This is a genomic window from Variovorax sp. RCC_210 (assembly GCF_041355175.1).
GTDB lineage: Bacteria > Pseudomonadota > Gammaproteobacteria > Burkholderiales > Burkholderiaceae_C > Variovorax.
Window position 1 is genome coordinate 90,284 of the sequence record NZ_JBFUPJ010000001.1, and the last position, 12,348, is coordinate 102,631.

The following is a 12,348-nucleotide window of genomic DNA, read 5'->3' on the forward strand; positions in this document are numbered from 1 at the left end:
TCGTCGACCCATGAGCAATTCGTCATTTTGCGGGCGCGCGCCTTTGCAGCGCCGCGTCCTCGTCAGCGAGCCGGTGGCGTTCCGAGCAATGCGCGGCCTGGCCTTCTGTTCGGTTGCGCTGACCGCATCGGCGGCGAACGCCGAGAACGTGCAGTTCAACAGCGCTTTCTTGCCGGAGGACTCCCGGCATCTCGACCTGAGCGCTTACCAGAGCGGCAACCCGGTGTTGCCCGGCAGATACCGCGCCGACGTGATGCTGAACGGCCAGTTGACCACGCGGCAAGACGTTCGCATCGATGCGAACAGCGACGGCAGCAACCCTGTGGTGTGTGTCACCCGGGAATTGCTCGAGTTGTTGGGCGTCGATGTCGGCCGCGTGTCGACCCTGCCGAAGGGCGAGCAGGCAGGCCGCTGCGCATCGTTGGGAACCTTGATCGAAAGCGCCTCCGCGACCTTCACGCCGGAGAGCCAACTCCTTGAAATCAGCATTCCGCAAGCAGCAATGCGGCGCAACGCCCGCGGCCATGTCGGCCCCGAGCTCTGGAACCGTGGCGTGACGGCAGGAATGCTCAGCTACAACCTGAACACGAGCCACAACACCACCCGCAGCGGCAATTTCTCTTCTGCGTACCTTGGCTTGGACGGGGGCTTCAACCTAGGAGGCTGGCGCCTTCGCCACAGCGGCGCGATGAGCTGGCAGCCCCGCGCCGGCAGCCAATATCACGCGCTCAACACCTATGTGCAGCGTGACGTCACTTCGCTGAAGAGCCAGCTCACCTTGGGCCAGGCCAATACGAGCGGCGAAATCTTCGACACCTTGGCCTACAACGGCGCGCAGTTGGCCAGCGACGACCGCATGCTGCCCGACTCGATGCGTGGCTATGCGCCGGTCATTCGGGGCATCGCCCGGACCAACGCGCGCGTGACCATCCGGCAGTCGGGCAATGTGCTGCTCGAGACCACGGTGGCGCCGGGCGCCTTCGTCATCAACGACCTGTACCCGACCGGCTACGGTGGCGACCTCAACGTGACCGTCTCGGAAGCGGACGGCTCTCAGCAGATCTTCGTGGTTCCGTACGCCTCGGTCAGCCAGTTGCTGCGCCCGGGCACCATGCGCTTCAGTCTCACCGGCGGACAGACCCGCAACAACTTTGTCGACAAGCAGTCGAGCCTGCTGCAGGGCACCTTTCAATACGGGCTGAACAACAACTTCACCGCGTACGGCGGTGTCCAGGCGAGCGACGCCTACAGATCGTTTCTTGCCGGACTTGCATTCGGCACGCCCATCGGCGCAGTGGCGCTCGACCTGACGCATGCCCAGACTGAGCTGTTGGCGGGGCCGTCCAAGGGCCAGAGCATGCGCGTTTCTTACAGTAAGAACATTCTTAGTACGGGCAGCAATTTCGCGCTCGCGGCCTGCCGGTACTCGACCAAGGGCTTCCTGGATTTCAGCAATGCCATGCAGCAGTTGGATGCAGCCAAGCGGGGCTACGACGTGAACCAACTCTCGCGTCCGCGCAGCCGCCTCTCGCTTTCCGTCGACCAGAGCCTCGGCACGTGGGGCCAGATTGCGATCAGCGGCTACACGCAGGACTACTGGAACAGGTCGGGCACCGACGTGCAGTACCAGGCCAGCTACAGCAAGCAGGTCGGCCGCCTGAGCTTCGGCATCAGCGCCAACCGCAGTCGCAGCGGACATGGAGACATGATGAATCGCGTGCTGCTCACCATGAGCATTCCGCTGGGTGCGCTTGGTGAAGGGCCGCAACTTACTGCGCAGGCCGGCCGCGACCCTTACGGAAAAACCAACCAGCAAGCAACGCTCAGCGGAACCGCCGGTGAAGACCGCCAGTACGGCTACGGCGCGACTTTCGGGCGCGACGGCGCGGGCAAACTGTCGACGGCGCTCAACGGGCAGTACACGGGCCCCAGTGCGATGCTGATCGGCTCGCTGGGGCGCGGTGATGGCTATCGCAGCGCATCGTTCGGCATGAGCGGCACGGTGGTCGCTCATCCGGGCGGGGTGACCCTGACGCCTTACCGCGGCGAGACCATCGCCGTTATCAAGGCGCAGGGCGCGCAAGGCGCGAAGGTCGTCGGCTACCCCGGGCTGAGGCTCGACGCCAGCGGTCACGCGGTCGTGCCTTACCTGCGGCCTTACGAGCTGAACGAAGTGGCCATCGACCCCGTTGGCACGTCCATGAATGTGGAGCTCGGGGAAACCAGCCAGCAAGTGGCGCCGCGTGCCGGCGCTGTGGTGTACCTCAAGTACGGCACCCGCAGCGGGCGCGCGCTGTTGCTCAACGTGCGCCTTGACGACGGCAGCCCGCTGCCGTTCGGTGCGAATGTGGTGGGCGAAGACGGCAATACGGTCGGCGTGGCGGGACAGGGCGGGCAGTTGTATGTGCGGGTCAAGGAAGACACACGCCAGTTGGTTGTCAGCTGGGGCAACCAGGCGCGACAACGCTGTACCTTGGCGCTTCCGGCGCTGGCTCAACAAGCCGAACACAGCGCCCAAAACAACCACAACGACCAAAACGCCCGGAACGGCCAGAGCGGCCTTCTGAAACTGGACAGCACGTGCTCCGCCAGTCAGCGCTTTGCGAACGCCACGGCCGTCACTCCTGACAAGAAGTAGAGAACCATGAAGATCTGGACCGCGATACGAACCGTGCTGCTGCTGTGCGGAATCTGGGGCATGGCCGGCGCGGCCATGGCGACAAGTTGCATCTTCAACGATGGCAGCCGACCATCGAGCGGCTACATGCCGCTGCAGGTCGCCAACATCACAGTGGGCCGCGATGTGCCCGTGGGAACGGTGGTGTACCGGCAGCAATACAGGTCTGCCAAGCCCATCAATGTTCTTTGTGAATCAGGTCCCTTCACAGTCAAGATCAACTATTTCTATACGAGCGCTCCCAGGCCCTTGAGCAGCTGGTCAACGGGGCCCTATGCGGGCAAGGTCTATCTGACCGATGTCGCCGGCATCGGTGTGGTCTACCAAAACAACCAAGGCGTGGCACCTGTCACGACGGGCCCGTTTCCGTTCTGCACAACCACTCCGAACTGCACGGTTTACTTCGACAACGTCTCCAACTTCGAACTGTTGTTGATCAAGATCGGTGACGTTTCCCCAGGCACCATTCAGGGCTCGAATCTGCCGACCGTCGAAAACTCCATGAACATCGGCAACACGTCGGTGCGCGGTTTCTGGATGAGTGTCAGCGGAACGATCAATATCGTTGCCCAGACGTGCACCACCCCGGACCAGACGGTTGCCATGGGATCGCAGAGGGTGAGCGACTTCAAAGGCGTGAACACCTCGACACCCTGGAAGAATTTTGTCGTGTCCCTGAGGAACTGCCCTGCGTTCTGGGGTTCGTTCGTCAATGCCGGGCCTTCCTGGATAGCGGACAGCGGCGACAACCCATCAGCCACGACCAGAGCTGGCACGAAGGTCAGCAATTCGGTGGCGGTGCGTATCGATCCGGTAAGACCGGCGGTGGACTTGACCAACGGCATTCTGAGCATCGACCCTGCCGGGGCAGGAAAGCTCGCCGCCGCGACGGGAGTGGGCATACAGATCGGCAGCAGGGCAGGTGAACCCGTGCAGCTGTCGAGTGAGCGCGCCACTGGTCTTGGTTTGCTGCCCACCTCTGCCAGCTACGACATTCCTTTCAGTGCCAGGTACATCCAGACCGCGGCGAAGGTGACGCCGGGGCCGGCCAACGCGTCCGCCACTTTCACCATCATCTACAACTGAACTGTATGGGGTGAGGGCGCGGCTTCGGCGTCCGCCGCGTCCATGGCGCGCTTCTTCAGCCAGCCGCCAAGTTCTTTCTTGCCCTTTGCATTGGCCGTGCGCCAAGCTTCGCGCGCTGCCGCGATGAAGCGCTCTTCCGCTGCGTCGCGGACTTCGGAGGCGCGCTCCTGTTCATCGAGCCAGCCTGGCCCCACGCTGCAGTGCTTTTCGATCTGCCTGGCCAGGTTGTCGCCGATGGGGCGGGAATTCTTGATCTGGCTCCACATGCTCGGGGATATTTCGATCTTCCTGGCAAATGCTTGGTCGAGCCCTTTGGCAGGAAGGCCGGTGGCAACGGCCTCTTCGAGAAAGCGACGATGCAGCGCGAGGGCATTGCGACGACGCGCGACGGTGGTATTGGGCACTGTTCAAAAACAACAACAAGACGACAAAGATTGTCCCGGTTGTTGACGGTCGCGTAAACACTATTTACAGTCATCTTCAATCGCGGTCCAGCCGCAAACCTTTCCAGCCCTTACAGCCGACATCGGCAATTCTTTATTCAGGAACCATCGTGAACACCGCATTGAACCTCACCAGCATTCGACCCGCCTCGGGCCGATCGCTCGTGCGCGTCCTGGCATGTGGTGGTTTCGACAGCATGCCGTCGGTCCGAACGAACAAGCACCAGAGCCACGTGTATTTCGCGAACCCCGCAGCCAGCCTGCGCATTGGAAAACTCGAGGATCAGGTGCTACCGGGTGGAGGTTGCGCATAGGCGCAAACCTTCCAAGCTCTCTCATGCAGAGGCCCGGACACCGAAAGGTTCCGGGCCTTTTTGTTTTTTGCTTTGCACTTGTGCCTTGTTTGCCATTTCGGGTGTGCCTTCACCACACCGCCAGGGCCCACCGCGTAGACGGTCTGGCGGGATGTGCAGGAACTGATCACTCCTGTGCAGCGACGTCGTACGGGGCAGCGCCCAGCGCGCTGCCCGTCGCGTGAGGACACAACCGAAATGGAAGAGGGCACTGCTTTTTTAGACCCGCGTTAGCTCAATGGATCAGAGCACTTGCCTACGAAGCAAGGGGTTGCACGTCCGAGTCGTGCACGTGGGGCGACGTTTTACTGTTTGCTGTCACACACAAAGGAGAGTCACCATGCGCAAGCGCAACAACCCGATCCGGATGATCACCGTGCGCCCGGCACCGCCACGCAGGCGCCTGGTGGTCGCGCTGGCCCAACGCTTCGGCATCGTTGCCGATGCGCGACGCGCAGCGGAAGCCGCGCCGAATTTCCCTGGCGGCGAACCGCCATTCGACGGTGTAGACCTCGACCAACGCGTGCGTGCGTCGGGCGAGTGGTAGCTCGATTCGTTCGTTAACTCCGCTCTATTCACTTTTCATTTCCAAGACCATCGCCACGAAAGGAGGCGAGACATGCAACCACACGTCCTGCAACTCGACATTCAGGGCACGCCGCAGGCCTGGATCTCGCTGGAGCAGGCGGTGTTGCACTACGCCACCGGTTCCGTGGCGTGGGAAGACGGCGACCTGCCGCTGGCCACGCTGCGCGGCGGCTTCAACGTGGCGCGCGGTGTGCAGTCGCGCATCGACGTGGCGCCCATCATCGCGTTGAGCGGTGCATCGAAGATCAACCTCTTCGACGTGGTTCCGAGCGTCACCAAGGCCAAGTTGCTGCGGCGCGATCGCTACACCTGCGCGTACTGCGCGGAGGTGTTCCATGACCGCGATCTGCAATGTGAACACGTAGTGCCCGAGTCACGTGGCGGACCCTGGGCCTGGACCAACCTCGTGAGCGCGTGCGCTGTCTGCAACAACCGCAAGGCCGCGCGCACGCCGGAAGAGGCGGACATGCCGCTGGTCTACCTGCCGTACGTGCCGAGTCGCTTCGAGAACTTTTTGCTCGAAGGCCGCAACATCCGTGCGGACGTGCACGAGTGGCTGTCGAGGCGCCTGCCCAAGGGCTCGCGGCTTCAATGAAGGCGTGGCTTTGACGTCGGCCTGCGCCCATGAAAAAAGCCCGCTGTCTTTCGGACGGCGGGCTTTCTCGTCGGTGAGAGATGCCAGGTTGTCAGCGTCCCACGCCGAAGAAGCGGTAGGCGATGACGCCTGCGGCAGCAATGCCGCCGACGACGACAAGGAGCACCCTGGTTGCACGGCCGCCGCCTCGCTTCGAGCGGGGCCAATGGTCGGGCCCGATCAGGTCGATGGGTACCGTGGGTTTGCCTATGTCGGACGCCTTTTGCATGGGAGGAAATATAGCTCACGCGTGTATGCATATCGCCAGGCCCGTTGACTCCGTGGTCTTTGAACATCAGCGCTCAGCGCCGGGCGCGGTTGAGCCAAAGTCCGCACCAGAACTGTGAAAGATCTCCATATGAACAAGCAAGACATCTTCGAGAGTTTGATTCGCGCCCTCGACAGCTGGGTTCGCAACGCGTCCGCCGCGCAGCTTTGGCAAGTGCATGAGTCGGGCGGCCTTGGTGCGCTCATCGACGCGGATGAAGAGGTCGTGAGAGTGCGCATTGCGCTCGATGGTCCGCGTGATGCGTTGTCGACCTTGGGCAAGACCGATGGGCGCTTGCCGGTGACCGAAGCGTTTCTCGGGGCGAGCGCTGCCGCATGGGGCACGCCGCCTGCACAGGGAAGCGTGGAGCGGGCGCAGTGGTTCATGTCCAACGCGTTGGCGCAGGCGCACGCACGGCAATATCTGATGGCGGAAGTGAAAGAGCGTCGTGATCTGCTGACGCGGTGTGTCGACGACTGGATCGCGCGGTCGGTCGAAGCACAATGAAAAAAGCCCGCTACCGGTGAGGTAGCGGGCTTTTCAGCGTTTCCGCAATGTTGGTTGGTGGGCCCTGAGTGACTCGAACACTCGACCTACGGATTAAGAGTCCGCTGCTCTACCAACTGAGCTAAGAGCCCTTGCTTAGAAAGCGTTTAGTGCTATCTGGCAAGACCACGAGTATATCCCAGTTTTTGAGCTTGTCCAAAAAATTTGTAGTCGGACCGTTAGGATTCGTCATCAACGCAGGGCACCGCCCTTCAACCAGGAGAATTTCGATGAGCGACGCAAGCACCACGCCCCATGTCTTGATCACCGGCGCCGCAGGCGCATTGGGCCGCGCCGTGGCCCAGCACTTTCTCGACCAAGGCGCGCGCCTTGCGTTGGTCGATCATCATGCAGGCCGGCTCGCCGAAGTCTTTCCCGGTCTCGACAACTCGCAGCACCTGTTGATGGCCGGCGACGTGACATCGGCATCGAAGATGGCAGGCCTCGCGCAGCAGGCGCTCAAGTCCTTCGGCCGCATCGATGCGCTCGTCCACATCGCGGGTGGCTTCGAGATGGGTGAGGCCACGCATGCGCTCACGCGCGAGAGCTGGGACCGCATGATGAACCTGAACGCGTGGTCGTTCGTGGCGGTAACGCAAGCGGTGCTGCCCGCGATGATCGAGCGTGGCGCGGGCAGCGTCATCGCCGTCACGGCGAAGGTGGCTGCGCGTGGCGTGCCGGCAATGGCGGCGTACATCGCGTCGAAGAGCGCGCTGCAGCGGCTGGTCGAAGCCATGGCGGCAGAAGCGGCGCCGCATGGCGTGAACGTGAACAGCGTGGCGCCCAGCGTGCTCGACACGCCTGCCAACAGGCAGGCGATGCCCGATGCCAATCCGGCCGAGTGGGTCTCGACCTCGGTCGCGGCGCAGACCATCGGCTTTCTTGCTTCTCCGGCAGCCGCCGCGCTGCACGGCCAGCACCTCGCGCTGGACAGCTGAGCCTCCAGAAAAAAAGGCCCTGGCAGATGCCAAGGCCTTTTTCGTATCGGTTGGTGGAGAGGATGAGGATCGAACTCACGACCTCCGCATTGCGAACGCGGCGCTCTCCCAGCTGAGCTACCCCCCCAACGCAGGGCGGATTCTACTCAGAACTCCTGTTTTGGCGCATGCCGGCGTGCCAAGATGCGCGGCTCGCGAAACACGGAGAAAAATCGCATGGCTTCGTTCGATCCTGCCTGGCTGGAAGGCATGTACAACAACCTCGCCCGGGTAAAAGACCACCCCGCTTACTTCGCGCGCTGGGCGAGCGAGTCGGCCGCCGCGCGCGACGTCCTGGACGCCCGCATCGACCTTCCTTACGGCGACGGCATCAACGAAACCCTCGACGTGTTCCTGGCGCCGGTGCCCGACGCGCCGGTGCTGGTCTTCATCCACGGCGGCTACTGGCGCGCGATGGACAAGAAAGACCATTCCTTCATCGCACCCACCTTCAACGACCGCGGCATCTGCGTGGTGCAGCCCAACTACGCGCTGTGTCCGGGCACGCCCGACGCGCCGGTGACGGTGGCCGGCATCATGTTGCAGATGGTGCGCGCGCTCGCGTGGACCTGGCGCCACATCGCCGAGTACGGCGGCGATCCATCACGCATCACCGTGGCGGGCCATTCAGCCGGCGGCCACATGGCGGCGGCGTTGCTGGCCTGCGACTGGAAAGCGGTCGCGTCCGACCTGCCCGCGCAGCTCGTGCGCAGCGCGCTGTCCATCTCGGGCCTCTACGACCTGCGCCCGCTGCAACGCACGCCTTTCCTGGAGCGCACGCTGAACCTGAGCGACGCCGATGCCCTGCGCGCGAGCCCGGCGCTGTGGCCGGCGCCCCAACGCGGCCAGCTCTATGCAGCCGCCGGTGGCGAGGAGAGCGAGGAGTTCATTCGCCACAACGCCCTGATCCGCGACGCCTGGGGCCGCAATACCGTGCCGGTGTGCGAGGTACTGCCGGGGCTTGACCACTTCGGTGTGGTCGAAGCACTCGCCGATCCGGCGCACGCGCTGCACCGCCACGCGGTGCAACTGCTCGAAGCCTGACGACGAGCGCCCGGCGAACCCGCGCCGGGCGGGCTTACATCAGCAGGTGTTCGCCCGCGTTGTCACCGCCCAGGGTCACGTAGTTGACCTTGCGGATGTCCATCAGCGCGCGGCCACCGGCATAGCTGATGGAGCTCTGCACGTCCTGCTCCATCTCGACCAGCGTGTCCGCCAGCTTGCCCTTCACGGGTTCGAGGATGCGCTTGCCCTCGACGTGCTTGTACTCGCCCTTGTTGAAGTCGCTGGCCGAACCGTAGTACTCCTTGAAGAGCGCGCCGTCGACTTCCACCGTCTTGCCCGGCGACTCTTCATGGCCCGCAAACAGCGAGCCGATCATGACCATCGACGCGCCGAAGCGCACGCTCTTGGCAATGTCGCCGTGGTCGCGAATGCCGCCGTCGGCAATGATCGGCTTGGTCGCCACGCGCGCGCACCACTTGAGCGCCGACAGCTGCCAGCCGCCGGTGCCGAAGCCGGTCTTGAGCTTGGTGATGCAGACCTTGCCCGGGCCGATGCCGACCTTGGTCGCGTCCGCGCCCCAGTTCTCCAGGTCGATCACCGCTTCGGGCGTGCCGACGTTGCCGGCAATCACGAAGGTCTTCGGCAGCTTCTGCTTGAGGTAGCCGATCATGTTCTTCACGCTGTCGGCATGGCCGTGCGCGATGTCGATGGTCACGTACTCGGGCACCAGGCCTTCGGCCACCAGCGTGTCGACGGTGTCGTAGTCGGCCTTCTTCACGCCCAGCGAGATCGACGCGAACACCCCCTTGCCCTGCATGTCCTTCACGAACTGCACGTTGTCGAGGTCGAAGCGGTGCATCACGTAGAAGTAGCCGTTCTGCGCAAGCCACAGGCAGATCGACTCGTCGACCACCGTCTTCATGTTGGCCGGCACCACCGGCAGGCGAAAGCTGCGCTCGCCCAGCGTGACGCTGGTGTCGCACTCGGAGCGGCTCTCCACGCGGCACTTGCGCGGGAGCAAAAGGATGTTGTCGTAGTCGAAAATTTGCATGACCAGGCTCCAGTAAATATGGCCCCCCGGCTTGCCACTGCGTGTGCTTCGCCACCCCCCGAGGGGGAGGCTCGAGCCGCCTTGGGGCGGCCCGGCGGCGGCCGGGATCGTTGAAAGAAACGAATGAGCGCTTGGTCCGGCCGGTTTCCGCGGTGCGCCTTGCAAAAAAGACGCCCACAAAAAACCGGGCGCAAGAAACTTGGGCCCGGTGATTGAGTCTACGCGGTCTCGCGACGGCGGGTCTTCCGATTCTTCATATAACCCGCATACGCAGTGGTTTCTACAATCGCAGGATGTTGTTTAACGATCCCGCGGCTGACGCCCCCCTCCCGAATCCTTCGGACATGCCGCTGCTGCACAACCTGAACGCGGAGCAACTCGCCGCGGTCACGCTGCCCGAAGGCAACGCGCTCATCCTCGCGGGCGCGGGCTCCGGCAAGACCCGCGTGCTCACCACGCGCATCGCATGGCTGCTGCAGACGGGGCAGGTCTCCGCCGGCGGCCTGCTGGCCGTGACCTTCACCAACAAGGCCGCCAAGGAAATGATGACGCGGCTGACGGCCATCCTGCCCGTCAACGTGCGCGGCATGTGGATCGGCACCTTCCACGGCCTGTGCAACCGCCTGCTGCGCGCCCACTGGAAGCTGGCCAACCTGCCGTCGACCTTCCAGATCCTCGACACGCAAGACCAGCTGTCGGCCATCAAGCGCCTGATGAAGCAGTTCAACGTCGACGACGAGCGCTTTCCCGCCAAGCAGACCCAGTGGTTCATCGCCGGCGCCAAGGAAGACGGCCTGCGCCCCGACGCCGTGGAAACGCGCAACGAGGACGACCGCAAGAAGGTCGAGCTCTACCGCCTGTACGAAGAGCAGTGCCAGCGCGAAGGCGTGGTCGATTTCGGCGAGCTCATGCTGCGCAGCTACGAGCTGCTGCGCGACAACGACCCGGTGCGCGAGCACTACCAGCGGCGCTTTCGCCACATCCTGATCGACGAGTTCCAGGACACCAACCGCCTGCAGTACGCGTGGATCAAGATGCTCGCCGGCAACACCGTCGCGGGCCATTTCACGCCGGGCAACAACAGCGTGATCGCCGTGGGCGACGACGACCAGAGCATCTACGCCTTTCGCGGTGCGCGCGTGGGCAACATGACCGACTTCGTGCGCGAGTTCGACGTGCGCCACCAGATCAAGCTGGAGCAGAACTACCGCAGCTACAGCAACATCCTCGACTCCGCCAACGAGCTCATCAGCCACAACAAGAAGCGCCTGGGCAAGAACCTGCGCACCGACCAGGGCCCCGGCGAACCGGTGCGCGTGTACGAGTCGCCGACCGACCTGGCCGAGGCGCAGTGGATGGTCGAGGAAATGCGCCAGCTCGCGCGCGACGGCTTCGACCGCAAGGAAATGGCCGTGCTCTACCGCAGCAATGCGCAGAGCCGGGTGATTGAAACTGCGCTTTTCAACGCCTCGGTGCCGTACCGCGTGTACGGCGGCCTGCGCTTCTTCGAGCGCGCCGAAATCAAGCACGCGCTGGCCTACCTGCGCCTGCTGGAGAACAAGGACGACGACACCAGCTTCCTGCGCGTCGTCAACTTTCCGCCGCGCGGCATCGGCGCGCGCACGCTCGAAACCCTGCAGGACGCCGCGCGCGCGGCCAACCGCTCGCTGCACGACGCGGTGAGCGCGGTCGGCGGCAAGGCGGGCGCCAACCTGACGGGCTTCGTCGCCAAGATCGACGTGCTGCGCGAGCAGACGCAGGGCGTGAGCCTGCGCGAGATCATCGAGCTGGTGCTCGACCACAGCGGCCTCGTGGAGCACTACAAGGCCGACCGCGAAGGCGCCGACCGCATCGAGAATCTGGAAGAACTGGTGAACGCGGCCGAAAGCTTCGTCACGCAAGAGGGTTTCGGGCGCGACGCCGTGGCGCTGCCGGTCGACGAGTTGCGCCAGTCGCCCGCGAGCCAGGGCATCGACCTGACCCGCCCGGTGATCGACGAGCCGCTCGCGCCCGATGCCGAAACCGGCGAAACGCTGAGCCCGCTGGCCGCCTTCCTGACGCACGCCGCGCTCGAGTCGGGCGACAACCAGGCGCAGGCCGGCCAGGACGCGGTGCAGCTCATGACGGTGCACGCCGCCAAGGGCCTGGAGTTCGACTGCGTGTTCATCACCGGCATGGAAGAAGGCCTGTTCCCGCACGAGAACTCGATGAGCGACTTCGAGAGCCTCGAGGAAGAGCGCCGCCTGATGTACGTGGCCATCACGCGCGCCCGCAAGCGCCTGTACCTGAGCCATTCGCAGACGCGCATGCTGCACGGCCAGACCCGCTACAACGTGAAGAGCCGCTTTTTCGAAGAACTGCCCGAAGGCGCGCTGAAGTGGCTCACGCCCAAGAACCAGGGCTTTACGCCCTCGGCCTTCGGCTACGGCGGCGGCTACGGCAGCACGCGCGGTGGGGCAGGGGGCTATGGCGGCGGCAACGCCTACGGCGGTGGCACTAGCCGCGACAAGGACACCTTCGCCAGTCCGCCGGTGCCACCGCAGAAGACCGCGCCTTCGCACGGCCTGCGCTCGGGCATGCAGGTGTTCCACAACAAGTTCGGCGAAGGCACGGTCACCGCGCTGGAAGGCTCGGGCGACGACGCACGCGCGCAGGTCAAGTTCGCGCGGCATGGCGTGAAGTGGCTGGCGCTGTCGGTGGCCAAGCTCACGCCGATCTGA

General features: G+C 64.1%; 11 protein-coding genes and 3 tRNA genes. 9 read left to right on the forward strand and 5 right to left on the reverse strand.

What is annotated here, in order from left to right; genetic code table 11:
• Positions 1-10: 10 nt before the first annotated feature.
• Together AB6807_RS00460 and AB6807_RS00465 are read left to right on the forward strand one after the other, a co-directional pair.
• Positions 11-2,638, forward strand: coding sequence for a fimbria/pilus outer membrane usher protein (locus AB6807_RS00460; protein ID WP_371083115.1), 2,628 nt, complete (start codon positions 11-13; stop codon positions 2,636-2,638).
• A 6-nt stretch (positions 2,639-2,644) separates the two neighbouring features.
• Entirely contained in the window at positions 2,645-3,763 is a 1,119-nt protein-coding gene (locus AB6807_RS00465) for a fimbrial protein (protein WP_371083116.1), read from the forward strand.
• Here the strand turns inward: AB6807_RS00465 and AB6807_RS00470 are convergent.
• Positions 3,754-4,167 (reverse strand): hypothetical protein, encoded by a 414-nt coding sequence (locus AB6807_RS00470; protein ID WP_371083117.1) that lies wholly within the window; start codon positions 4,165-4,167, stop codon positions 3,754-3,756. The two genes, AB6807_RS00465 and AB6807_RS00470, sit on opposite strands and share 10 nt — an antisense overlap.
• A 616-nt stretch (positions 4,168-4,783) precedes the next feature.
• Between AB6807_RS00470 and AB6807_RS00475 the strand changes: the two genes are divergently transcribed.
• The 3 genes from AB6807_RS00475 to AB6807_RS00485 all read left to right on the forward strand — a co-directional run bounded on the left by AB6807_RS00475 (position 4,784) and on the right by AB6807_RS00485 (position 5,742).
• Positions 4,784-4,857: transfer RNA gene (locus AB6807_RS00475), tRNA-Arg, on the forward strand.
• 42 nt (positions 4,858-4,899) lie between these two features.
• On the forward strand, positions 4,900-5,106 hold the full coding sequence (locus AB6807_RS00480) for a short-chain dehydrogenase (protein ID WP_371083118.1): 207 nt from the start codon (positions 4,900-4,902) through the stop codon (positions 5,104-5,106).
• A gap of 72 nt (positions 5,107-5,178) precedes the next feature.
• Complete coding sequence (locus tag AB6807_RS00485; protein WP_371083119.1) at positions 5,179-5,742, forward strand: HNH endonuclease; 564 nt, start codon at positions 5,179-5,181, stop codon at positions 5,740-5,742.
• Positions 5,743-5,833: 91 nt separating this feature from the next.
• Here AB6807_RS00485 and AB6807_RS00490 read toward each other — a convergent pair whose 3' ends face one another.
• The gene (locus tag AB6807_RS00490) at positions 5,834-6,010 is read right to left on the reverse strand and encodes a hypothetical protein (protein WP_165840286.1); all 177 of its coding nucleotides are present in this window, start codon (positions 6,008-6,010) and stop codon (positions 5,834-5,836) included.
• A 129-nt stretch (positions 6,011-6,139) separates the two neighbouring features.
• Between AB6807_RS00490 and AB6807_RS00495 the strand changes: the two genes are divergently transcribed.
• Entirely contained in the window at positions 6,140-6,556 is a 417-nt protein-coding gene (locus AB6807_RS00495; protein WP_371083120.1) for a hypothetical protein, read from the forward strand.
• A 55-nt stretch (positions 6,557-6,611) separates the two neighbouring features.
• On the opposite strand, the gene AB6807_RS00500 is transcribed toward AB6807_RS00495, so the two are convergent.
• Positions 6,612-6,687 (reverse strand) — tRNA-Lys (locus tag AB6807_RS00500).
• A gap of 138 nt (positions 6,688-6,825) precedes the next feature.
• Here AB6807_RS00500 and AB6807_RS00505 point away from each other — a divergent pair.
• Positions 6,826-7,533 (forward strand): SDR family NAD(P)-dependent oxidoreductase, encoded by a 708-nt coding sequence (locus AB6807_RS00505; protein WP_371083121.1) that lies wholly within the window; start codon positions 6,826-6,828, stop codon positions 7,531-7,533.
• A gap of 51 nt (positions 7,534-7,584) precedes the next feature.
• On the opposite strand, the gene AB6807_RS00510 is transcribed toward AB6807_RS00505, so the two are convergent.
• Positions 7,585-7,660: transfer RNA gene (locus AB6807_RS00510), tRNA-Ala, on the reverse strand.
• 89 nt (positions 7,661-7,749) lie between these two features.
• Between AB6807_RS00510 and AB6807_RS00515 the strand changes: the two genes are divergently transcribed.
• The gene (locus AB6807_RS00515; protein ID WP_371083122.1) at positions 7,750-8,616 is read left to right on the forward strand and encodes an alpha/beta hydrolase; all 867 of its coding nucleotides are present in this window, start codon (positions 7,750-7,752) and stop codon (positions 8,614-8,616) included.
• A gap of 34 nt (positions 8,617-8,650) precedes the next feature.
• Here AB6807_RS00515 and AB6807_RS00520 read toward each other — a convergent pair whose 3' ends face one another.
• The gene (locus tag AB6807_RS00520) at positions 8,651-9,628 is read right to left on the reverse strand and encodes a GMP reductase (RefSeq protein ID WP_116908172.1); all 978 of its coding nucleotides are present in this window, start codon (positions 9,626-9,628) and stop codon (positions 8,651-8,653) included.
• Positions 9,629-9,921: 293 nt separating this feature from the next.
• Here AB6807_RS00520 and AB6807_RS00525 point away from each other — a divergent pair, with 293 nt between their 5' ends.
• Positions 9,922-12,348 (forward strand): UvrD-helicase domain-containing protein, encoded by a 2,427-nt coding sequence (locus AB6807_RS00525; protein WP_371083123.1) that lies wholly within the window; start codon positions 9,922-9,924, stop codon positions 12,346-12,348.